The 22,788-nt window shown below is 45.1% G+C and carries 18 protein-coding genes and 2 pseudogenes; 3 read left to right on the top strand and 17 right to left on the bottom strand.

Annotated features, from left to right (window positions below; all coding sequences use genetic code 11):
• Nucleotides 1-311 precede the first annotated feature (311 nt).
• Nucleotides 312-887 (bottom strand): RNA 2'-phosphotransferase, encoded by a 576-nt coding sequence (locus tag AC2TF5_RS06150; RefSeq protein WP_491301322.1) that lies wholly within the window; start codon nt 885-887, stop codon nt 312-314.
• A 413-nt stretch (nt 888-1,300) separates the two neighbouring features.
• Here AC2TF5_RS06150 and AC2TF5_RS06145 point away from each other — a divergent pair.
• Nucleotides 1,301-2,414 (top strand): annotated as a pseudogene (locus tag AC2TF5_RS06145) (RNA-guided endonuclease TnpB family protein).
• Between the two features lie 101 nt (nt 2,415-2,515).
• On the opposite strand, the gene AC2TF5_RS06140 reads toward AC2TF5_RS06145, so the two are convergent.
• From AC2TF5_RS06140 to AC2TF5_RS06130, 3 genes are all read right to left on the bottom strand, one after another.
• On the bottom strand, nt 2,516-2,683 hold the full coding sequence (locus AC2TF5_RS06140; protein ID WP_491301321.1) for a hypothetical protein: 168 nt from the start codon (nt 2,681-2,683) through the stop codon (nt 2,516-2,518).
• Between the two features lie 13 nt (nt 2,684-2,696).
• Complete coding sequence (locus AC2TF5_RS06135; protein WP_491301320.1) at nt 2,697-3,545, bottom strand: hypothetical protein; 849 nt, start codon at nt 3,543-3,545, stop codon at nt 2,697-2,699.
• A gap of 437 nt (nt 3,546-3,982) precedes the next feature.
• Complete coding sequence (locus AC2TF5_RS06130; RefSeq protein ID WP_491301319.1) at nt 3,983-4,426, bottom strand: Uma2 family endonuclease; 444 nt, start codon at nt 4,424-4,426, stop codon at nt 3,983-3,985.
• An 84-nt stretch (nt 4,427-4,510) separates the two neighbouring features.
• On the opposite strand from AC2TF5_RS06130, the gene AC2TF5_RS06125 reads away from it, so the two are divergent.
• Nucleotides 4,511-5,902: a SpoVR family protein gene (locus AC2TF5_RS06125; protein ID WP_491301318.1), complete on the top strand. Its 1,392-nt coding sequence runs from the start codon at nt 4,511-4,513 to the stop codon at nt 5,900-5,902.
• Between the two features lie 121 nt (nt 5,903-6,023).
• Here the strand turns inward: AC2TF5_RS06125 and AC2TF5_RS06120 are convergent, their stop codons facing one another.
• The 3 genes and pseudogenes from AC2TF5_RS06120 to AC2TF5_RS06110 all read right to left on the bottom strand — a co-directional run.
• On the bottom strand, nt 6,024-6,191 hold the full coding sequence (locus AC2TF5_RS06120; RefSeq protein WP_491301317.1) for a glycine zipper domain-containing protein: 168 nt from the start codon (nt 6,189-6,191) through the stop codon (nt 6,024-6,026).
• Between the two features lie 119 nt (nt 6,192-6,310).
• Nucleotides 6,311-7,348, bottom strand: a complete 1,038-nt coding sequence (locus AC2TF5_RS06115; RefSeq protein WP_491301316.1) for a protoglobin domain-containing protein — start codon at nt 7,346-7,348, stop codon at nt 6,311-6,313.
• A 254-nt stretch (nt 7,349-7,602) separates the two neighbouring features.
• A pseudogene (locus AC2TF5_RS06110) lies at nt 7,603-8,114 on the bottom strand (protein prkA); the annotation flags it as partial.
• Between AC2TF5_RS06110 and AC2TF5_RS06105 the strand changes: the two are divergent.
• Nucleotides 8,111-8,317, top strand: coding sequence for a hypothetical protein (locus tag AC2TF5_RS06105; RefSeq protein WP_491301315.1), 207 nt, complete (start codon nt 8,111-8,113; stop codon nt 8,315-8,317). The pseudogene AC2TF5_RS06110 and the gene AC2TF5_RS06105 overlap by 4 nt on opposite strands.
• 92 nt (nt 8,318-8,409) lie before the next feature.
• Here the strand turns inward: AC2TF5_RS06105 and AC2TF5_RS06100 are convergent, their stop codons facing one another.
• The 10 genes from AC2TF5_RS06100 to AC2TF5_RS06055 form a co-directional block, all read right to left on the bottom strand.
• Complete coding sequence (locus tag AC2TF5_RS06100) at nt 8,410-9,276, bottom strand: MurR/RpiR family transcriptional regulator (RefSeq protein ID WP_491301314.1); 867 nt, start codon at nt 9,274-9,276, stop codon at nt 8,410-8,412.
• Nucleotides 9,277-9,398: 122 nt separating this feature from the next.
• Nucleotides 9,399-10,340, bottom strand: coding sequence for an ROK family protein (locus AC2TF5_RS06095; protein WP_491301313.1), 942 nt, complete (start codon nt 10,338-10,340; stop codon nt 9,399-9,401).
• A gap of 48 nt (nt 10,341-10,388) precedes the next feature.
• Nucleotides 10,389-11,093: an N-acetylmannosamine-6-phosphate 2-epimerase gene (locus tag AC2TF5_RS06090; protein ID WP_491301312.1), complete on the bottom strand. Its 705-nt coding sequence runs from the start codon at nt 11,091-11,093 to the stop codon at nt 10,389-10,391.
• Nucleotides 11,094-11,406: 313 nt separating this feature from the next.
• The gene (locus AC2TF5_RS06085; protein WP_491301311.1) at nt 11,407-12,999 is read right to left on the bottom strand and encodes an FAD-dependent oxidoreductase; all 1,593 of its coding nucleotides are present in this window, start codon (nt 12,997-12,999) and stop codon (nt 11,407-11,409) included.
• 122 nt (nt 13,000-13,121) lie between these two features.
• Nucleotides 13,122-14,660, bottom strand: coding sequence for a DUF4127 family protein (locus AC2TF5_RS06080; protein ID WP_491301310.1), 1,539 nt, complete (start codon nt 14,658-14,660; stop codon nt 13,122-13,124).
• A gap of 15 nt (nt 14,661-14,675) precedes the next feature.
• On the bottom strand, nt 14,676-15,506 hold the full coding sequence (locus AC2TF5_RS06075; protein WP_491301309.1) for a carbohydrate ABC transporter permease: 831 nt from the start codon (nt 15,504-15,506) through the stop codon (nt 14,676-14,678).
• 12 nt (nt 15,507-15,518) lie between these two features.
• Nucleotides 15,519-16,418: a carbohydrate ABC transporter permease gene (locus AC2TF5_RS06070; RefSeq protein ID WP_491301308.1), complete on the bottom strand. Its 900-nt coding sequence runs from the start codon at nt 16,416-16,418 to the stop codon at nt 15,519-15,521.
• Between the two features lie 84 nt (nt 16,419-16,502).
• Complete coding sequence (locus AC2TF5_RS06065) at nt 16,503-17,807, bottom strand: ABC transporter substrate-binding protein (RefSeq protein WP_491301307.1); 1,305 nt, start codon at nt 17,805-17,807, stop codon at nt 16,503-16,505.
• A 246-nt stretch (nt 17,808-18,053) separates the two neighbouring features.
• The gene (locus tag AC2TF5_RS06060; RefSeq protein ID WP_491301306.1) at nt 18,054-19,265 is read right to left on the bottom strand and encodes an alpha amylase family protein; all 1,212 of its coding nucleotides are present in this window, start codon (nt 19,263-19,265) and stop codon (nt 18,054-18,056) included.
• A gap of 117 nt (nt 19,266-19,382) precedes the next feature.
• Nucleotides 19,383-22,721 carry a family 10 glycosylhydrolase gene (locus AC2TF5_RS06055; RefSeq protein WP_491301305.1) on the bottom strand — a complete coding sequence of 1,113 codons (3,339 nt, stop codon included), beginning with the start codon at nt 22,719-22,721 and terminating at the stop codon, nt 19,383-19,385.
• Nucleotides 22,722-22,788: the final 67 nt, after the last annotated feature.

Here is a 22,788-nt window from a genome sequence, read left to right as displayed (position 1 = left end):
AGGAGGATGCATCCAAGGCCCGTAAATGGCCTGAATTTAAAGTAACGTTCAATTTTTAAAGGTTAAACACATTAAAATACAAAAAAACAAGAAAACGCATTCACAATTTTCCTTACGCCCCTCCCTGTTCACGTGTTACAAGGATTAGAGCCATAATCTTAAACTTTTAAAGTCACTTTAATATTTGATCATTTCACGTTTTTCGCCCACTGCTATACTTAATACGGATTGCACGGCTCATTATACGGATTTGGATAAGATGCAAAAAACCTTGATTAGCTGTAAATAGCTCATCAAGGTTTTTTAATCGCCTAACATATATAAATGTACCGGGAAGGAACAAAGTCAGAAAGCCATACCGTATTGTTTCCTTGATAAAATATTATACCGTCCTTAGAAGCCGCCTCTGCATGAATACCCAGCAGCACCGGTTCAGAATCCTTCCTCTTACCGACCATGACAGCCATATCGGATTCCGCAGCGAGGTGCACATACTGTCTGCCCATGGGCCGCAATCCATCATTCATAATCTGTTCCACCAGATGCCTCGGTGTTCCATGATACACGACAGAAGGAGGATTTCCCGGAGATTTCTTTATTTTTTGCGGGAACGAGTGACCATACAGGGCTCTAATCTTTCCATCCTTTATTTCATACCGCTTTTTATCGGCAGCATCCAGCATGTTGCTCAGATCTCCGGCTTGAAGTAAATCCCATTGTTTATCCAGCCGTAAAGCCATCACCAGTTGCTCCGTTTCCACCCAACCCTCCGAATCCATCTCCAATTCATACTCCCAGGGAGCATGACGCAAGGCGTGTGCGACTCCTTTGCTTAGCTTTAAATAATCCATCATCATTTTCACCTTCCATTCTATAAGATTGATCATCTAAGGAAAGATAACTCTTCGATATACACTATAAGCGATTATCGAAAAGCAACGGATAATATTCATCATCACTAATACCAGATGGGAAAGCCTTAACAAGTATATTGTAGGTACCGTCCAAGTATTCTGGCAGCCTCACGTTATTCATGTATCGTTCCCTCCTAACGTAGCGAAATCTTCAGCCGCCTCTTTCACTTCCTCGTTTTCTGACGCCAATCCGATTTCAACATAATTTTTTAACGTCCCTCCGAAGGAAATCTCCCACTTCTAAATCTTGCGAAGCATGATGAAAGTGGGAGATGAATTTCCGTAGGCGTAGCCTAAAGTCTTTTTCTATATTTTTCCATGGTGTGATACAATCGGTCTTAAGTAAGAAATATAGAAAACCAAGGAATGAAGTGAGGTGATTCGATATGGCAAACAAAGCATATAAGTTCCGTCTGTACCCGACTCAAGAACAAGAGCAACTTCTTGCAAAAACCTTCGGCTCTGTTCGTTTCGTCTACAACAAAATGCTGGCTGAACGAAAGGAAACCTATGAGCAATTCAAGGATGACAAAGAAGCATTGATGAAGCAAAAACTACCTACACCTGCAAAATACAAGAGTGCGTACCCTTGGCTAAAGGAAGTAGACAGCCTTGCACTAGCGAACGCACAACTCAATTTGCAGAAGGCATATCAAAACTTCTTTTCTGGTCGTGCTGAATTCCCCAAGTTCAAAAACCGTAAGGCAAAACAATCCTACACAACCAATGTGGTGAACGGAAACATTATGCTTTTGGATGGCTATATTAAATTACCGAAACTAAAACTCATGAAGATGAAGCAACATCGGGAAATTCCGTCATGTCATATCATCAAGTCTTGCAGCGTTTCCCGAACGAAAACGGGAAAATACTATGTTTCGATCCTCACCGAGTATGAACATCAATCTGTACCAAAAGAAGTACATGCGGTTATTGGCTTAGATTTTTCCATGAATGGCTTATTTGTCGATAGTAATGAGGGTAAGACAGCCAATTATCCACGTTTCTATCGCCAGGCCTTGGAAAAATTAGCGAAGGAACAGCGTATTCTATCGCATAGAATGAAAGGCTCTAATCGCTGGCATAAACAGCGGTTGAAAGTAGCAAAGCTACATGAAAAGATTGCAAATGGGCGGAAAGACTTTCTACATAAGGAATCACACGTATTAGCGAAACGATATGATTGCGTGGTGATCGAAGACCTCAGCATGAAGGGAATGTCACAAGCTCTCCATTTTGGTAAAAGTGTTGCTGATAATGCCTGGGGTATGTTCACGACATATCTACAATACAAGTTAGAAGAACAAGGTAAGAAGCTTATCAAAATAGATAAGTGGTTTCCATCATCCAAAAACTTGTTCAAGTTGCGGTCGCAAAAGGAAGTCCCTGTCTCTTTCTGAGCGGACATTCCACTGTGATTGTGGATTTGTAGCAGATCGAGACTGGAATACTTCGATCAATATCAAAAATGAAGGACTGCGCTTATTAGCGTTAGTATAGAAAAAAGACCTCTTGGAACGAGAGGGATAGCTCGGTCAGTTTTCGCTGGCTACTAAAAGCAGCGATAAGTCGAGAAGCCCCACTTCAAAAACCGTGAGGTTTTAAGTGATGGGTAGTTCACCAGTTGTGGTACCGCCTTCATTACTTAACCGGAGATTTGCATGTGCACCGTTCAAAGCTGCCTTCAACTCTTCAATCAGATCTTCTACACCGCCTGCATCAAATTTTATATGAAAAGAATACTTACCGCTTTTGTTTATACTTATCATTTTTTGATCCACCCTATTCAATTAATGGTTCGGTATGGTCATTATCCGAACCTCCGTTTTCCGGTTCCATTTGAATAAGCAGTTCTTTCACAAAAGCCCTCATCGCCTGCCCCATCTTTCCTTGCCGGTAATTTTCTACCTGGACTCCGTCCTCTCCATCACTCTTCGCAATCCATCCTCCGCCAGTTCCAAAACCATAGGTCAGCATCTCCTGCTTCCATACCTGTCCCCGCCGCTCGAGCAGTGTCAACCTGCCATGCTCCGTAGCTTCATCCATCATACTCTTCAGTCGCTTGGCATCTGGTCCGTTCATACTTATATCCGTGTCTGCTTCGTTCCCATCAGGAAGCAAAGCATCATATACTTCCTCTGAAACTGTAAAAGGGGCGGCGAAGCCTTGAGGCCCTTCTGGTGAGTCAGCTGGAAACACATGCTCCAGGAACATCGTAGCCGACTGGACATTCGCTATAGCACTAATACGAAATGTATCTCTATTCTCCTCTTCCTCGATCCGTTCAATAACCAGTTGCGGCAACATATGCATATATCCGTCATATACGGATACACCCCGCCGTATGATTTGAAGCCTCATCGCATAAGGACTATCCATTACCGCCATAAAAGCTTCCATAACAGGCTCGACTTCGAGTTCATCTTCCTTCGGTATGAGCAGCCCTGCTTCCAGCAAGTTTTGCTTGCACTGCTCCCATTCTTTTTCCAGCTCGTCCTTCAGACAGCCGCGATTCGGAGCCGCAAAACCGGCAATGCCGCTGCTTTCCAGCATGTTCATCAGAAAGAACAGCTCACGGTGTCCGATGACCCGGATCATTTTTTCGCCCTTATTCAGTGCCACTTCGGTCATTACTGCACCTCCATAGATTCCACAATTTCCCTTTGATGAAGCATACATATTTTGTCACGCTTTCTTGAGCTTTGTCAAAGCAACCTTGGAACTACAGCTCGCATATTCGAAAAGTGACTTTATTCCCTCCGTAGCATCCTGAACTGCATGACTTAAGACTTATATCGGCAAATCACCGCCCAAACTCCATATATAAGATAAGAATCATTAGATCTGCAGATTCTCAGGATTGAAAAACTCGATAAGCAGATATATACAGAACGCAATATCCAAAGGCAAAAGGATGACGCTAAACGTAAAAAAACATTGGGTCCTATGACGACCTTTGGGAAATAGAGACTAAGATCATGAATGAAGGCTGGGCTTCGTTTCACAAAGATGCTTAAATTCGGACGCAAAAAAACCGGTCAAGATATGCATCTTGCCGGCTGATTGGTTTATGATTCCAAACTGAACAGTTTACCCATTGGTACCTGAAAATCTTTGAATACGATCGATTGGATCGTTTCCTGCTCCGTATACAAATTTCTCACCTGATAAGCGCCATCCTGCAAGGCATAAACATGAACCGTCCGATTCCCGGGATCCACAATCCAGTATTCCTGAACGTCATACTTCTGATACAGATTGAACTTCTCGTTGAAGTCTTTTAATGCGGTAGAAGGTGATAACACCTCGATAATCATAGTCGGCGCACCGTTGCAACCGTGTTTGGATATCTGATCCTTCGAGCAAACGACGGATAAATCCGGCTGCGTTATATGATCGGGCATTTCATATTCTTCACTCTCACTGAAAAACGTATCAAATGGAGCAACGAACACCAAGCAACTCTGATTCTGAAAAACTGCCTTCATCTCATTAGCAATTGGCGGTTCCATTCAGATGTATACCCGCATATCGTCGCGCAAACTCCATATATATGATAAGAATCATCTTTTTAACTTACAGAGGGGGGATTTCTAGTGCATCAAGACGAGATTGCGGAACTAGAACGGGCTATCTCGGAAATAACGGAGATCGCTACAGGCTTTGGCCTTGATTTTTACCCCATGCGTTATGAAATCTGCCCGGCAGACATCATATACACCTTTGGGGCATACGGAATGCCCACCCGCTTCAGCCATTGGAGCTTCGGAAAAACCTTTAACAAAATGAAGATGCAGTATGATTTTGGACTTAGCAAAATATACGAGCTGGTCATCAACTCCAACCCCTGTTATGCTTTTTTGCTCGAGGGAAACTCCTTGATCCAGAACAAGCTGATCGTCGCTCATGTACTTGCACACTGCGATTTCTTCAAAAATAATGCCCGCTTCTCCGTCTCCAACCGCAACATGGTCGAGAGCATGTCCGCCACCGCCGAACGAATCTCCCGCTACGAACTGGAACATGGAACGGATGCTGTTGAGAAGTTCATTGACGCGGTTCTGGCTATCCAGGAGCATGTAGATCCGCAAATACTCAGGCCTGAAAAACTCGATAAGCAGAGATATACGGAACGGATTATCCAAGGGCAAAAGGATGACGCTAAACGTCAAAAAACCGTTGGCCCTTATGACGATCTTTGGGAGACGGGACAGGACAGCAACGTTCAACCAGCAGATGCAACGCAACTCCCTCGGAGATTCCCTCCAGTGCCAGAGAAAGATATCATGTGGTTCATTCAGGAACATTCTGAAATATTGGAGGATTGGCAGCGGGACATCATGAGTATGCTGCGCGAGGAAATGCTGTATTTCTGGCCGCAGATGGAGACCAAGATCATGAATGAAGGCTGGGCTTCGTACTGGCATCAACGTATCCTGCGTGAGATGGACCTAACCAGCGAGGAAACCGTGGAATTTGCGAAGCTTAACGCTTCCGTTGTGCAGCCGTCCCGTCATAGCTTGAACCCGTACTACCTGGGACTGAAAATATTCGAGGATATCGAACGCCGCTGGGATCGGGAAAAAATATTTGAGGTCCGCGAATACGATTCCGACATCTCGTTCCTGCGAAACTACCTGACCAAAGAGCTCGTTAACGACCTTGATCTATACGTCTTTGAGAAAAAAGGACCGGAGTGGAAAATAACCGACAAGGCTTGGGAGAACATCCGTGACCAGCTTGTCGTATCCCGTGTCAACGGCGGATCACCGTACCTTGTCGTACAGGACGGGGATTACCACCGTTCCGGGGAATTGATGATTAAACATCAATACGAAGGAATGGAACTGGACCTGAAGTACATGGAGCGAACGCTGCCATACGTATATCACCTGTGGGGTAAACCTGTGCATCTGCACAGTGTCATCGAGAACAAACCGATCTTGTTCTCCTACGATGGCAAAAAGCTTCATCGACGATTTATATGATTTAATAAGGCTCTCACCCAACATCATTTAACGGTTAGATAATCGTATGTAAAATTAATGCCAAGAATTCTTCGGCTAAAGCCGAGTATTCTTGGCATTCTATTTTTAGCATATCCAAAATTTATTTCCTTCTACGGCTCACAGAACCCCCGATACCAGCTCCGAAAGCAATTCCTATCCCGATGCCAATGACGATATTATCGAAAATCACACCAAACGCAGCACCTAAAGCAATACCTATGGCAATTCCGCTTGCCATATTTTTTCCCGGTTTGTTTCCTCGTTCCATATGTGATCCCCCTTAGCTATACACTCCATTAGGTTAATATACATACGAAAACCCTGCAGTGAGGGTTCACGAAGTCCCGGGTATACGTAATTGAACGGACATGCCATCACCAGGATTCCTTACTTCGATACCGCAGCCTCTACCTTTGCAGCAGAGCTCTGCTGAAGAGTTTCCAAATCTTCCGCCAGCTTCTCCATCATTTTGACGAAGGCCGCCAGTTCCTGCGAGCTTGCAGCCTGATTTCGAGCATTAATGGAAGTTTGCTCCGATTCATACTCTACCTGCTCCAGCTTTCGGATGATGCCCGACACCTTGCTCTGAATTTCCTCCATCGCTGTCCGGGAATGCTTCGCCAGCTTACGTATCTCTCCGGCTACCACTTCAAATCCCCGTCCGAACTCGCCTGCATGTGCAGCTTCTATTGCGGCATTCAGGCCGAGCAGATGACTTTGGTCCGAAATCTCCCGGATGAGCGTTCCCATTTGCTCGATATGGAGAATCTCCTGGTTCAGCTCTTCCGTCAGCGTATGTGCTTTCTCCTGAGCTTCCGCTGTCTTAGTTGCGTTATCCGCCATTAGCGCTGCACTCTGATCCAGCTCCACGATCATTAAAGTTAGCTCCTGGACTACTGCAGTAATCGCTTTCAACATATTCTCTTGTTCTGCCGCAAGCGAATGAATTTGTTCCTTTTCTTTCATATTGTAGGCTTCCAGGACAAGCTGAGAATCCAGGTTGAACATCTTGCTCAGTGCATGAACAACATATATCCAGTCATCTGGTACGTTCTGTTTCAGCAGGTCTGCGGCAATGTCCAGGTACACCATGTAGCTTCCCAAATAATAGTCAGTTGTCAGACCAACACGGGAATGGACTTGTCCAATTTTAATACGGTTATCGATATATGCGTCATCAACGATTCCATCTGCTAGTGACATCCAGTAAACGCGTTGGGTTTCTTTCAGTCTGTCCACTGTCGAAGTCATACCGATAATTTTCATCAGCTCAGGCTGTGTTCCGATCTGATTATAAAATCGTCCAACGACTTCTTCCACCACTTTTTTAAAGATGTCACGATGACTAGCCAAAAGTAATAGTTCCTTGTCACTGAGCCCAAGATACTCCAACTGTTTGCGTCTTTCAGGGGATACGTCGATCATTTCGAAAATTTTCACTCCCAATTCGGTGATCTATATCACAAAATTTTATACCACGATGGGTTAATTATAGACTATTTCTACTATAGACACATAATCCCAAAGGCCCAATTATATGTATATTTGCACCAAGGAACTATCTTTTCTCCCAAAATATGATTACTTTTAGCATAATTCGTTTCCGAAAACGGCCCACATTTCCCACAGAACAATTTTTGTACAGCAAAAGCGGCCTTTGTCTAAAGGCCGCTGCTTTACTCGAATTTTTTTCCCTTACGGGAGTATGCGGATATCCGAATCATGATCTCCTCGCGGAAAGCTTTTTTCGCATTCTCGGATACCCCGATCTGCTCCTCAATGGAGCGCATCAGCCTTTCATCTGGATCCATCTCCTCATCGGTAAGCGGATCACGAATTTTGCTCCAGTTACAGAACGCTTCGATATTATCGAGATAGTTCTCAAACAGCGTTTTAGCAGATTCCTCGAAAGAATAAACAAACGCCTTCTGAACTTCTTTTTTGGCGAGATCATCGTATTCCTTGCGTGCAGCAGAAGATCCTGTTTGATCAGAGCACTCGAAATTCGGTTGATGACATACCGAGGATCGACGCTGGACATACCTTCTTCCAAATACTCACTCTGCATCTCCTTCAAATCTGCTTCCTTGTAACCTTCTACTTCTTCTCCATCATACATGCGCATTTTTTTGATCAGGTCCATGCCTTGCTTTTTAGTTTCCTTAAGGCGTGTCAATATGGAAAAAAATGAATCATGTAAATTCGATTCTAATTAGCGGAATGTCCTTGACCATCATTGCTTCAACCCTATTTCTAAAGCAGCATGTCATAGCAGATGCAATTGCCGGCGCCGCACTTGTTGAATTTTATATTTTCTTATTCTTTAGACTTCCAGAGCTGTACCGCAACCGTGCCACTAAGGACCGGATGCACCAACGCGGCTTCAATGCCTAATATCTGTCCATAGAATGACAAAAAGCTCTCCAAGCGATGGAGAGCTTTCTCATTTTATCGACTAATTATAATTCAAATTAATGATTTAATCATTAATACAGTTTCTCAGAGATTGATTTTGCCGTTATCTCGCGGTATTTCAGAGCTTCATCCTTTATTTTTAAAGAAACCCCGACATTCAAAATATCAATAACAGCTAGCTGGGATATCTTTGCAGCAAGTGAGCTACCTTGTAATGGATTTTCTCTAGCAACCATTAACAGTTCGATATCTGCCAGTTTGGTTATAGGGGAACGCGCATTACTGGTAATAACGACTATTTTGGCGCCCGCTTTCTTGGCTAGGCTTAAGTTCTCCAGCGTATCTTTGGTGCTTCCCGAAATGGATATCCCAACAGCTACATCTCCTGGATGCAATAATGCAGCTGTCATGGCCTGAAAGTGCGTATCTGTCTTAGCGAAGCTTTGCTTGCCAATCCTGGAGAAGCTATGCGCGGCCTGTAACGCCGTCAATCCTGAAGATCCTACTCCAAAAAAGTGAATATGATTAGCTGCAGTCAATAGTTCAATGGTCTTCTCCAACTGATCTGAACTAATAAGTTCCGAAGTTTGTTCCAGCGTCTCAATATGCATAGATATAACCTTACGGTTTAAAGTCGCTGCATCATCCTCTTCAGTAACTTCATTATACAAGCGATCGGACGGCTTAACCAAATCTTGTGCCAGAGATAATTTAAAATCCTGAAAACCATGGAATTTCAGTTTCCGGCAGAAGCGAATCACCGTCGTCTCACCGACGTCCGCTCTCTCTGCAAGTTCGGTCACCGAATGATAAATGATATCCTGAGCGTTTTCCAGAATAAAATTTGCAACTTTTTGTTCTGTTTTGGTTAATCCATTAAAATGACTTCTTATGGATAACAACGTCTTTCCCATTCCCTGCTCGTTAGACAAATCCATTCTCCTTTCAGGTTGCCTAACAAATAATGATACTGTAGACTAACCTATATTTATGTTATACACAAATTCCTTTAAAAGGCAAACTAGTATGCTATAACAAGTTACATTATAATAAATTAATTTTATATAAAATAACCTGCTACAGCCCCTACTACACCTCCATTATCTCCTAAAGAAGCCGAAATTACCTCAATTTCCCGAACCCTCTCTCTAAAAACAGGAAGCAGCTGGCTCGACAGACTTTCACGAACCGGATTAAGTAAAAAATCGCCTTGCCGAGTAATGGCCCCTCCAATGACAATCCCCTCTGGATTAAATGTATGGACCATATTAGCTAGACCAGCAGCAATATACTGAGTATATCTCCTCAGCACGTGAATAGATGCTTCGTTTCCTTCCTGCGCAGATGCGAATATACTTTCCGCGGTACTAATCCCTTTTAGCTCTGCCCCAGCTTCTTCTACCATTCTCATCAATCCTGTAACAGAAGCATACTGTTCCCAACAGCCTGTTCTTCCGCAATTGCATGGATAACCACTGTACTCAATAACATGATGGCCTATTTCTCCCGCAAACCCATCCCGTCCTTGATACGGCCTATGATTAATGATCAGGCAACCACCTACTCCCGTTCCCAAGGTAACACAGATGAAATCGTTCCATTGTCTGCCAGACCCTACCCACGCTTCGCCGAATGCCATGGTATTCGCATCGTTATCGATCAACACAGACAAACCTGTCATGGAATGCAGCCGATTTCCAAGCTCCATTCCGGCCCATCCCGGCAAATTAGCTGTGGCCCCCATTACAACGCCTGTCCGACTATTAACTTGACCAGCAGTCCCTATGCCGACACCTTTTACCTTCCATCCTTGACTGCTTGAATACCTTTCTAATTCCTTCGTAATTTCGGCAATTCGATTTAACAGTGCTTCCCCACCTTCATTTGCCTTCGTCGGACAATTCAAATGGTGAATGACCACTCCCTCCGCATTTACAATCCCTGACTTAATGTTTGTTCCACCGATATCCAGACCTATAGCTACTTCCCCAGTATGTCCCATCCATAGAACCTCCTCGTTTAAAGGCTGCTGCAAATAAAATAATAAAGACTAAATTTCAGGAACGTTATGATATTGAAGTATAGCATCAGTATATTTCTTAGTAATCAATTGCGGCCTGGTAATGGCTCCGCCAATTACAACTGCGTAAGCTCCGGCCCGAAGACACTCAACAGTCTGTTCAGGACTATGAATTCTCCCCTCAGCTAATACGGGAATGCTAACCATTTGACTTAAATCAGCAACTAATTGAATATCTGGTTCCTCACTCTGCGGGCTGTAGGCTGTATAACCAGATAGCGTTGTAGAAATAAGATCAAAACCCAATCTCTCCGCCTCTACTCCTTCTGCTACAGAAGATACATCTGCCATTAATAGTACTTGGTGCTTCTCCCTTATTTCTTTAACCAAATCCGCAAGACAAACATTGCCCGGCCTATTGCGTAATGTAGCATCCGTAGCGACAATTTCGGCTCCAGCAGCGATTATACCTTCAACCTCTGTTAAGGTAGGAGTTATGTAAACGTCAGAACCGGTATACTCCTTCTTCCATAAGCCGATAACCGGCAAATTCGTCACCTTTTTTATCGCTCTAATATCTTGAGGCGTATTCGCCCTGATCCCTACCGCCTTGCCCATTTCAGCCGCTAGAGCAAAGCGGGCCATATAATCACTTCCGTAGAATGGCTCTTCCTCAAGAGCTTGACAGGAAACAATAAGTCCGCCTTTTAAAGTTTGAATAATTGAATGTAACATAGTGCAAACCTCCATATAACAAGAAATGGTATTCATTGTGTAATATGTAGTACATTTTGCGTGGATATTATCTCCACATTTCATTTTAATGATGGTTATTTTCTTCGATTATAGCAGATACATGTTCTTTGTAAACACCCTTTGAGCAGATAATCTAGATCGAATCAAAAAAAGGATCAAAAGGCCTGTCCCCTGACTCGTCAGAGATAATAAGGCATGGGTACGTACTCTTCCATTTCCTTAGAATCAGCAAACAGCCACCCCTTATTATCAATAGAGTGGCTGTCTGCTGATGTATTCTACTCTATCGGTGTTAAAGAACCAGATCGTCCGGCCAGTGGATTTGGACCCCTTGCCTTTGAATCAGCGCTTGATAGGCTCGAAGATGCTCCGTATTGGCGCGCACTTCATGCGGTGTTACTTGATTCTGCAGCGCATAGGCTGCTAAATAACCGACCGACTCCCCAATATTCCATTCTGTCGGGTGGAGGCGGTAGCATCCGTTTGTAATTTGAGTGGTGCCGATATTTTTACAGGCGGGAAGTAAATTCTTGACCCGGATCGGCAGCAACGCCCCAAGTGGAATTTCGTACGGATAGTTCGGAATATAGAACGTCCGGTTCGTGACCGTCGTCAGATGAACATCCAGATGATAGCTACCTACGCCGACGCTATCGTCATAACGGCAAATCCCTTGTTCCCCACGGATTTCCTTACTGACATCCTGCTCTTTAATGGTATACATCGCTTTAATCCGGCGCGACTCGCGAATATATGGATATTTCGCTAGTCCGTCCTCTGTACCCAGTACGTCCGTGCGCAGCCGGATGCCCGGATACCCTCTTCCTCCGTCTGGGCGAGGCGTCTCGGTCTGGAGCCAGTAGATCAGTGAGAGGCTTAATTGTCTAGCATTTTCCAGATGCTCCTGTCGTTCCGCTTCAGGAACGTCAATAATTGAACCCAGAAAATAATCATTCTGCGGCCAGTTGATCAAGGTGATATCACCTTCATATAGCCCAGGCTCAAATAAAGCTGGGTCGATGACACGGCGATACGTCCACAGCGACAGAAGCTCCCGCCCGGAAGCGTCCGTGCAGCCTGGAAATAGGGCGAACTCCTTCATTTTCTCCGCGTCATCCGTATCGTTCGCATACCAGCTTAATAACGGAATATTCGTATGCTTCGGTACGAATTGGCGCCAGAAGTCATATTGCTCTGGCTTCTCAATCGTGAAATCGCCACCCTCTACATAATCGAGTGCAAACACATGGGTGATCGACTGCATATCGAGCGGATTCGCCTCTTCTATTGCATGCGGCTCCCCTGTCTCGTGCTTGGACTCCGCACCTGTCACATATTCAACCCCCGCTAATGGCAGCACATCTCCGCATTCCGTAGCATCAAGGAAATACGCTCCCCTTAGCACAACCTCTTCACCTGTGCTTATATGACTGACGGTCACACTCTCTATCTGATCTCCGTTCACTGAGGCTGCAGTTGGTCTGAAATGATACAATACCGTGATACGGCCGCTGTTCACATACGGGGCCAACATATCCTCGATGACGCGCAGCGCTACCTTCGGCTCATGGCATAAGCGGCTTACCCAACCGTTGCCGGGATTAAGCAGTTCATTATTCTTCGCTTCCTCTGACATCGGATAGTTCTCTCGATAATAAGCACGCACCCGGTCTCGAAACTCGCGATACGTCTCTGTGCAGCCGAATTCCTCGATCCACTGATGTTCATCCGGCGGAACCGCCTGACTTGTCAGCTGACCGCCGAGCCAATCCGTCTCCTCTGTCATGATCACACGCACGCCCATTTTGGCTGCAGCCAATGCGGCCATGCATCCGCCCAACCCGCCGCCTAGGACGACGACGTCTGTCATTCGCTCGTTATTCATCTCTCGCTGGCTCCTTCTCCGGCGCTTCCAGCATCCACCTGAGCTGTTCATGCACCTTTTCTGTTATTTGCAAAATTTGTAGACCCTCGCAGCATTAGCGATGCTCGAACCCTCGTTGTACTTTATTGTCCTTGCTTAGTATCACGGACATGGGTCTTCAATCCGACCTCAAACATCCGACTCCAAGGCATATAGCAATCGTCGATCACGATCTCATAATTATTCTCTGGATCATGCAAATGCTGCTCGATGAACCGAGTCAATTCAGCTTTGACCCGCTCGGCGATTTGTCCCCGCTGTCCGTCGATCGAGAAATAATTGTATTCCGTACCAGGCAGCACACGATCACTTACATCCCTACGCACGGAGGCACAATAGCCGCCATCCTCGACATAGCGTAGTGACAGGAAATCGCGATGCTGTTGCGTATTGCCATACACGGCATAGATCATGCCTTGCGCAATGCAGGTCCCGAGCGTGTTGCCACTTGTGTTCCAGCCTGCATATCCTGCCAGCTCAAACAACAGCTTCTTATCCCGAAGCAGTTGCAGCAGTTCAAGATCCGCTCCGTTGGCATAAGCGACATCAGCGATGACACAAGGCTTACCAATACGGTGAACGATATCATCAGCCATTTCAACGAGCTCGACAATATTCCGGTATACCTGATATCCCAAATAAAACTGTCCTTGATCATTAGACTCCATCATGCTATCGCCGGGTGTATTGATGCATAGGGCCATATCGGCTTCTGCCAGGGAAGGCGATATTAGTCCTCCGGCCGCCATAATCTGATATTTGACCGATTCATATAGTACGCGGTCTTCATATAGAGGTATTACTAACGGCCCTTGCACACTGGCAAAATGAACATGCACCCGCGGTCTGCGACCCTCAAAATGATTGATCATGCGCGCAATTAGCGTACATCCCACTTCATCAGCCCCGGGATACATATAGACGGATAGCTGCTGCTGACACTTCTTAACATGCTCGCGAACCTGCTGCTGATCTACCGCGGTCAGACCATAAGGAGCCGAGTCATCCTGTGGGATGATCATGAAATCAACGGCCCCGTCCTGCACCAGTTCGATCGCCCGTTTATTCGCTGCCATATTTACAGCACGGCGCTCCGTATAGTCCTGCCAAATGGATTCAGGTAAGACGCTCTCAATCTGCTGCAATTCATTCTGCTCTTCTTCTGTCGCGATGCCCAGCTCCAACCGATGACGGATATATCCGCGCCGGAAAATCTCCCTGCCCCAATTCTCATAGTAATCCGGTTCCTCATCACTGCTTGAATACCGTGGGCAACGCATAATAAGTTGAAAAGCAAATACGTGTAATGCTGGATTGATCTGCTTCAATTGACGGAGCTTTTCCAATTGCTCCCCGCATTGTTCCTCCGTCATCTCATGCAGCCTTGAGGGGATTATTCCTCCGTATAGCAATGTGTCCAAGGCCACAATCGCTCCATCTGCATCACGCGCCTGCTCGAATAGCCAGGCCCATAGCTGTTCGATGTCTCCGGGGCGCTTCTTCAGCCCCATGATACTCAAATCCGGGCTGACGACTTGATAATCCGTTCCCGCGGCAAGTAGCGCTGGAAATTCGTAATTACACGGACGTTCGTCCAGCGGAATATATATTATTTTTCTCATATGAGAGACATCCTCCTATCCTTTAACTGCTCCGGATATACCTTCCATGTAATATTTCTGGGTGCACAGGAACACGATGATAATCGGTATAACCGAAATGACGGTCCCGGCGGCAATCCAGCCAAAATTATAGGAAAATTGGCCATTCAAAAAGCTAAGTGCGGACGCGATCGGATACTGCTTCGTATCATTAAGCACAATCATCGGCCAGAGGAAGCTATTCCACATACCCTGGAACTCCAATAGTCCGATAACGGCGATCGCCGGCTTCACAATCGGCAGCGCCAATTGCAGCCAAATACGAAATTCGCTGGCACCGTCCACTTTGCCGGAATCGCGCAGCTCATGTGGCATGCCCATAAACGCCTGTCTCATTAGGAATACGTTGAACACGGTAACCGCTGAAGGAAGCACGACTGCAAGAAACCCGCCCATCAAGCCTAGTGCCTTCACCGTTAAGTAGTTGACGACCATCCCGGCTGCAGCTGGGATAATCATCGTCGCCACCAATAAGGCAAAGATAAGATCCCGTCCTTTGAACCGAAATACGGCGAGCGGGTAGGCCGTTAGACAGGAGAAAAAGATGCTCATAACGACGCCCATCAGAGCAATGATAACGGTATTCATTAAATATCTTGGAAAGTCCATGTAATTCCACACTTGGACGTAATTATCGAAGTCGATAAAAGTCGGGAAGATCGCCGGCGGAAAGCTGAATACATTCTTGCCGGGCATAAGCGACACACTGAAGATCCATAGGAACGGTCCCATCATAAAAATGGCAAACAGAATCAAAGCTCCATACAACAATAATGATTTCACCAATCGAAGTGGTTTTCTTCTCATATCATGCATCCATTAATATGGATTGACACCGCCCTTCCGGTTGAATCTGAAGATGATAATACTAAGCGCGGCAATCATGACGCTGACAATAAAGCCAAGTGCCGAGGAGTAGCCAAAATTAAATTGTTGGAAACCCTGCTGATAAATATACAAGCTCGATGTTAAAGTTGCATCCCCCGGTCCACCTTTCGTCAGGATGAACACTTCTTCGAACACACGGATTGCCGCCATTAGTGAAATAAGCGTGCAGAAAAAGACATACGGCTTCAACAGCGGAATTGTAATTTTACGAATCGTCTGCGCCCGGTTCGCGCCATCAATCGTCGCAGCCTCTGTCAGATCCTTCGGAATGGATTGCAATCCGGCCAAATAAATCATCATATAGTAGCCAAGGCCCTTCCACATCGTAATGAACATCAGTGTCCACAGTGCTGTATCTTTGTTGGACAGCCAGGTAATTCGCTCTTTCATTAACCCTACATTGGACAGCACATAGTTTATGACCCCATTCTGGTTGAGCAGCCAGCCCCAAATAAGCGCTACTGCAACCATAGAAGTAACGACGGGGATGTAATAAGCAGTACGGAAGATTTTAATTCCTTTGACATTGCTATTTACTAGAATCGCCATAAGAATAGAGAAAATCTGAATAAACGGCACAACAATTACATATAGCAACGAGTTGACCAGCGATGTGATGAAGCTCTTATCCTGCAGTGCTTTGACGAAATTATCCAAACCGACAAATTCGGTCTTGCCTATAACGGAGTAATTCGTCAGAGCCAGCGGTACGCTGTAAATAATCGGCCAAAAGACAAAAAGGGCCAGTAGGATCAAACCCGGTGTCATGAAGAGCCAAGCCACTGACGCTTCCGACTTGCCGAATCTAGAAAAGAAGGATGTTTTTTTCATGATAGTACTCCTCCACCACCTTTATTAAAGATAGTTCTATATCTATAAGAATCGGGCAGGACAAGCCTGCCCACTCAGACGTATTTAGTTGCCTAAGATTTTGTTAACCTCGCCCTCGACCTCAGTCAATGTCTTCTTCGCATCAGCACCGTTCAAATAAATTTCCTGCAATGCTTTGGTGACGGCCTGATTGACGTCTTTGGCACTCTCAACGCCGATGTAGAAATCCTCGGCTTTATCAAGGCTGACTGCAGATACGGCCTTAGCCATCCCTTCCAGAGTTCCGTCATTTTCCGAGAAGAACGGATCTTTGGCGCTCTCTACTGTGGAAGGCAATGTATTAGCGAGCTTGGAGAATTCCAGTTGATTGGCCGCATTCGTTACGAATACAGCGAAGTCGACCGCTTCTTTCTTATGAGATGTTGCCGAAGGCACGACGATGTTCATCGTGTTGGAATAGCGGATGCCCGCTTTGCCAACCGGACTTGGAACGGCAAGCATTTTGTTGTATACATCCGGCGCGGCTGTCTTGATCTTGTTAATGAATGGCGAGCTGGATAAGGACATGGCCACTTGCTCACCCGCGAAGTATTGCACTTGTTTATCGTAGTCGATAATGTCTTTTGGAATGACGCCGTCTTTTAACAGCTGTAAATTCTCATTGACATACTCTTCCACTTCCGGTGTATTAAAAGCTGCCTTCTTATAATCCTCAGTCAGGAACGGCAGGTTCTCTTCTAACAGAGTACGCGCTTCCATCGTGAAGATGTAGCCGTAGGCGCCGGTTTTCTCTTTGATCTGACGACCCCATTCGTTCAATTCCTGCTTCGTCTTCGGCGGATTATCTGGATTCAGTCCAGCTTTCTCCACCAGATCCTTATTCATGAATAGGACAGGTAATCCGGTGTACCAAGGGAGTGCGAACCCTTTGCCGTTCATTTCCGTTGAGGAGTAGATCCCCGGGAAATAAGCTGCCTTCTGGTCCGCTGTCAGCTCTTGGTTGAAGTCAACCAATGCGTCCTTGGTTCCCATCTGATTGGCCAACTCCGTATTAAGGTTCACCACGTCTGGCGCTTCATTGCCAGCAATATTCGTCATGAGCTTGTTCAGTACAGCATCGTAAGGGTAGTCCTTCCAATCGATCTTGACATTCGGATTCTGCGCTTCATAATCCGCAATCAATTTGTTGAAGTACTCATCGAAGGTCGGCTGCAATGAGATTGTCCAGAACTCTACCGTGACTTGTTCCGCGGGCTTCTCGCTATCGTTGTTCCCACTTGAAGCAGCCTCTTTGTTGCCCGATGAATCCGAACCACACGCCGCCAATAACCCCACCATCATCATTGATGCCAATAGTAATGAAATCAACCTTTTACCTTTGAAACTCATGCCACAACACCCTCTCTTCTTTATAAATTATCTCTCGAAGCTAGGAGAAGAAATAACTGTAAGTCCGAAAACGGCAGCGCTTACAAAAAAGCCTTATTACTCTACGCTATATCTGTAATTGCTCCAATCCATGAATTATTTCGGAATAAGAGTCGTTCCTGCAACCTTCTCCCTTCTTGCATGTTCATTGTAACACGTATCAAATAAATTCTCCACTATTTTTTAAATAATAGGAGATTATTTTCTTCACACGTATTTCACAGATAATACAGAATCCAGTTGCTCCCACCAGCTATAGTCGTCCAAATGGCTCACATCGAACAACATGACACCGTGCGTACGTTCTCGGCACATCCGAACAGCTTTTTCAAATTGATCAACGTTTCCTTCATAATCCTTCAAATATAAGCTCGCGATGACTGGAATCTGCCCGTTAATTGCCTCTTGGCTCATTTGGATCGCGCCTTCTACGCTGTACCATTCCGCAGGCCTACCATTATGTACGGCTTCTTCAATTCGCACTTCAGGATAATAACAACCTGTCATAATGAAATCCAATTCATCGGCATACGCGGAAATATGATATTCTTCTGATGCCCATGGCAAGTTCGAACGATATGTTTCACTAGCCCAATTGACACCTTCGTTGTAATATAACGGATACCACGATCCGACATAAATGCTGAAGGACAGACTTGGATTTGTGGATTTAACCACTTGCTTAGCCGATTGCACGAAATGTTTAATGTTCAGCGCACGCCATTCCGTCCATTTCGCGAACCATTGCCCATACTCGATTTGTTTCGTACCTTCCTGTAAGGTAAAAATGTCCTGTGGCCATTGTACTACCGGCTGTCCAATATATTGTTCGAATGCTCTTCTGCTTAATTCGCTAAAATCACCATAGATATTCGGATAGCGGCAGCGGTCTAGCACAATACCACTAATTTTATAGTTCGAAGCGATCTCCTCCAGAATCCCAAGTTGATGCCTTTGAACTTCTTCATGAATCGGATTTACAAAAATAGTATTATCGTCTGCATATTCAGCTGCAACCGATTCCGAAGAAAGACTCGGATTATACAGCATGACCTGCCAATCCTTCTTGTCATAAGCAATACCGTCTCTTGAATACGTCGTACCTTCAGCGAATACATCCATATTGGCAATGACTTGAAGCCCGACAACTCTCGCTTCCTCTATCATTTCCGCAAGAAAGTCTCTTCCTTCCCATACTTGATAACGTCCGTCCGACCAGCAACTTACATGATAAGCATAAGAACTTGGGAATGTCGTATGTCCGTAGGGGATTTTGGCATCCACCACCAAGTGGGTTACTCCAGCTTGCTTCGCACTGTTCACAAGGCGCTGCCTCTCTGCACGATCCGCTAGTCGAACCCCGTTCGCAATAAAATCAACCCACAACACATTTGCACCTTTTTCGATGGATAGACTCATATTGGGATCACCTCAACTATATAAATTTTAAAATTCGGGGTGCCAAATCGATCTCTGACACCCCCTGAATTCATTAGGAATTGATAAAGCCTAAATATTGCAGTTTCAACTCTGTCGTTATTCTTCGTGGTTCACTTTTTCATTACCAGCGCGTTGAATCGTCACCGTGTAGTTTTTAATTAGTCCATCTTCGGACTTCACTTGTAACGTAACCAGATTCGATCCCACTTTTAGTTGTACGGGAATGACCGAATCATTCTCAACAGGCTTGCCACCCACGGAAATAACTGAATTCTGATTGCTTGTACTCGCCGTAATGTCTACCTGTGTAAACGAATGACCGACCTTTACACTGTAATCATACGTCGATGGTGTGAAGGAAGGCGTTAACTTCATTAACTTCTTCCCCGAGCTCACCTTCAATTTACTTAATTGCGTTTTTGCTGTTTTGGAGAAATAGATGTTTATCATTTTACTGCCATAGTCCAAATCATGCTTCATTCGATTCTTTACTTCTGTATTAATCGAGTTGCTTGCAAGAAGTTTGCTTATGCTGTCGATCTTTTGTTTCATGTCACTTGCAGTCTCATCCGTCATATTGGGATTCACATTTAGAACCTTTACAGCGGATTCAAGTTTCTGTATTAGTTTCTCGCCCTCTTTATGGCTCATCCCTTGGAAGGGAACGTAAATCTCATTGATTTTACGGATCATCTCTTCCATCACGGTCGCTAGAGGCTTGGTCGTATCATATTGAGGCAAAATTGCTTGATTACGATACACCCCAATCTTCAGCAACTTGTCATACTTATAATTAAAAAATAGTCCTTCAAATTCAAATAATGCGGCTCCAGCTCCATCATTCTTTGTCGCTTCGGTAATTTGATCCACAACAGCCGATGTAGGATTGCCTTGGAACGTATCTAGACCCGATGAGACGAATGCATTGTCCCCTGCTAATGCCATCGAGTTTCTCAAGTCAGTTACCGTTAATTCCGAACCCGGCGCATATGACATATGGAACAAGTGATCAATCAAATTATGATCTAACCAGTATTTCGCTTCTTGTGCGTGCGATTTCGGTGCTTCTTCATAGTTCGGCCATACCGCAGTTGTAATTTGTAACTTTGGTTTGATTTGATGCGCCTCGTCAACTACCCGAACGACCCAGGTATTGATAATGTCCGCACGGAATTGTAGCCATTCATCCCAGTAGCGATCTCCTGGATGAAGGTCAAGCGGATCAACGCCATATTGCTCGCTGAACAAATTGCGGGTATACGTATCGTAACCAAAATCATTCGTGTAATCTCCGGACCCTGGATACCTCGCATAATCCAAATGCAGTGAAGCAATGTCATATTTCGTGACGAGTTCATCGTATACAGAAGCAACGAAATCTCTAGCTTGCGGGAGTGCTGGATTAAGCCAATACCACTTGGCGTTGTGACTGCCTTCTTCATAATCAATACCTTTTCTGCTTATCAAAAGCCAATCGGGATGATTCACCACAACCGGTCCGCCGACAAAGAAGTTCTCCACCCAGGCATGAATTTCAATCCCCTGTTTCTTGCCTTCCTCAATGAATGCTCCAAGTACATCAAAGCCCTCATACAAAGGATTTAATTCGGTATCTGGCAAAGACGTTGGCCAAGTGGTATATCCATCCCACCACGTTTCCAGATAGATGGCATTGATACCGGTCTCTTTGATTTTCTTCACATGATCTCGAACCTGCTCCAAGTTCTTCTCCTTCGGCCGCATCCAGAGACCTCGAGTTTGTACTTTCGGAGATTCAAAATTCATATAGCTTGCATCCGTAACTTTCTGATCCAAGTCATTCAGTAAATCCATTAATCCGTTGGTACCGCTTTCATTTAGTCGCTGTTTAGCCAATTCATAAACGGCCTTCGCTTCTACGATCTCCTGTTCAATATCGGCATAAGGCACATCCATAAATTGATTCTTGGATAACTGGAGCGCCTTCTCTGCGCTATCGATACTTATCGATGCTTTATCTAAGTAAGATTCCGGCGTAAAAATAACCAACACTTGTTTTTTAGCAAAATCTAGACTCAATTTGGCTCCGACCAGTGCGTTATTCTTTAACCATGTGTTTTTAACCCCATGACCGGATAATACATAGCCGCCTTCAGGAATTTTACTGTTGTTCCCGCCATTGTTCGTCACATATCCGTCCGCATTAACAATCACTTCATTGCCCCATGGGTTCGTGCCAGTCTCATCGCCATAATTATGATCATAGACGATCAACTGATCCAATCCACGAAATCCTGGATAAGGCACATTGTCAACATTGTCCCAGCCTCCGGGATTATCTTCTTTTACTTTCGGATTAAATGCATCAAACGAGGTTCTAGCGGCTTGGTAAATTAAACTATCCGTCACGAGCTCAACCTCTGCACCAATACGCACTTGACCCGCTAGTTGGTTATAGAATGGACTTGCCGATTGAATCGACAGTACATATCCATCCGATGGAATGGAGGAGTTGTTATCAAGATAAGCCCCTGTGTTGGGATCGTTTGCAATCGCCACGACGTTGGTTACCTTATTGCCAACAACTGTAAGCTCCATTCCCCAAGCATTCTGATTGGTGGTTGCGCCATAAGTAGGCTGGTACAACACCACTTCTCCCGCTCCACGTGGTCCATTTATTTTATCAATGCCTACCGCAATACCATTCACTTTCAAATATTTGCTAGGCAGAATAGGAATATCTACGTTAATCGCTTGTACGGACTGCCCCACCACCAAATTCAAGGATGACGCAGCGTTGCCAGAAGCCGAAATGACATAACCGTTCGCAGGAATGTAGGTTCCACTCTGACCATGAACATCATATGTGCTTTTCACGACTGACACATCATTGGTGATGATATATTGAACGGTATCTTCAGAGAATGGTCTTGTCATCTCACCAAAATGACGTGTATAGACCGCAATGGTGTTGGTCGGTTGATCCTGATCTACAACGTCGATCGGTATGGTGCCCTGCTCTGTGATGAGCTGTGGACCTCCGACTACCGGTACAGGTAGCGTGTAGCCAACAATCTCAACCGGGTCTCCCGGACTCATATTGTCTTTAATCCACTGTTCACTCGATCCGTGACCAAACAGTACAAAGCCATTCGTCGGTATTGGTACAGCACCTTCACGATAAGTGACGTCCGTAACGCTGTAAGTACCTTCATGGTAGTCCACGACTGCGGCAGCCGCGTAAGGGTTCGAATCTGTGAGCTTACTACTGTTTTCTCGCGTAAACAAAATCATTTCATCTGAAGCTCCAATAGCTCGATTCACTGCTGTAATGCTGATGGTGTTGCCATTTGAAGCTTTCGCCGTGATGGTTTCATCGGCCGACACACTCAACGTCATTCCTGAAAAAATGAGAACAAAACATAAGAAGAAAGACAGCGTATTCTTTAATCTCATTATCGTACCTCCCCATATTGATCATGAAAAAACAGCTTCCCAAGCACTCCCTCTTATATACAACTTA

The sequence above is a fragment of the Paenibacillus sp. JNUCC 34 genome, from assembly GCF_058269055.1.
This window is presented reverse-complemented; position numbering and strand designations above follow the sequence as displayed.

Bases quoted from the DNA above. Each gene is read 5' to 3' on its own strand.
- AC2TF5_RS06150 (WP_491301322.1), bottom strand. From the start codon at position 887: ATGATCAATCTTATAGAATGGAAGGTGAAAATGATGATGGATTATTTA.
- AC2TF5_RS06140 (WP_491301321.1), bottom strand. From the start codon at position 2,683: ATGATAAGTATAAACAAAAGCGGTAAGTATTCTTTTCATATAAAATTT.
- AC2TF5_RS06135 (WP_491301320.1), bottom strand. From the start codon at position 3,545: ATGACCGAAGTGGCACTGAATAAGGGCGAAAAAATGATCCGGGTCATC.
- AC2TF5_RS06130 (WP_491301319.1), bottom strand. From the start codon at position 4,426: ATGGAACCGCCAATTGCTAATGAGATGAAGGCAGTTTTTCAGAATCAG.
- AC2TF5_RS06120 (WP_491301317.1), bottom strand. From the start codon at position 6,191: ATGGAACGAGGAAACAAACCGGGAAAAAATATGGCAAGCGGAATTGCC.
- AC2TF5_RS06115 (WP_491301316.1), bottom strand. From the start codon at position 7,348: ATGATCGACGTATCCCCTGAAAGACGCAAACAGTTGGAGTATCTTGGG.
- AC2TF5_RS06105 (WP_491301315.1), top strand. From the start codon at position 8,111: ATGAATCATGTAAATTCGATTCTAATTAGCGGAATGTCCTTGACCATC.
- AC2TF5_RS06100 (WP_491301314.1), bottom strand. From the start codon at position 9,276: ATGGATTTGTCTAACGAGCAGGGAATGGGAAAGACGTTGTTATCCATA.
- AC2TF5_RS06095 (WP_491301313.1), bottom strand. From the start codon at position 10,340: ATGGGACATACTGGGGAAGTAGCTATAGGTCTGGATATCGGTGGAACA.
- AC2TF5_RS06090 (WP_491301312.1), bottom strand. From the start codon at position 11,093: ATGTTACATTCAATTATTCAAACTTTAAAAGGCGGACTTATTGTTTCC.
- AC2TF5_RS06085 (WP_491301311.1), bottom strand. From the start codon at position 12,999: ATGAATAACGAGCGAATGACAGACGTCGTCGTCCTAGGCGGCGGGTTG.
- AC2TF5_RS06080 (WP_491301310.1), bottom strand. From the start codon at position 14,660: ATGAGAAAAATAATATATATTCCGCTGGACGAACGTCCGTGTAATTAC.
- AC2TF5_RS06075 (WP_491301309.1), bottom strand. From the start codon at position 15,506: ATGAGAAGAAAACCACTTCGATTGGTGAAATCATTATTGTTGTATGGA.
- AC2TF5_RS06070 (WP_491301308.1), bottom strand. From the start codon at position 16,418: ATGAAAAAAACATCCTTCTTTTCTAGATTCGGCAAGTCGGAAGCGTCA.
- AC2TF5_RS06065 (WP_491301307.1), bottom strand. From the start codon at position 17,807: ATGAGTTTCAAAGGTAAAAGGTTGATTTCATTACTATTGGCATCAATG.
- AC2TF5_RS06060 (WP_491301306.1), bottom strand. From the start codon at position 19,265: ATGAGTCTATCCATCGAAAAAGGTGCAAATGTGTTGTGGGTTGATTTT.
- AC2TF5_RS06055 (WP_491301305.1), bottom strand. From the start codon at position 22,721: ATGAGATTAAAGAATACGCTGTCTTTCTTCTTATGTTTTGTTCTCATT.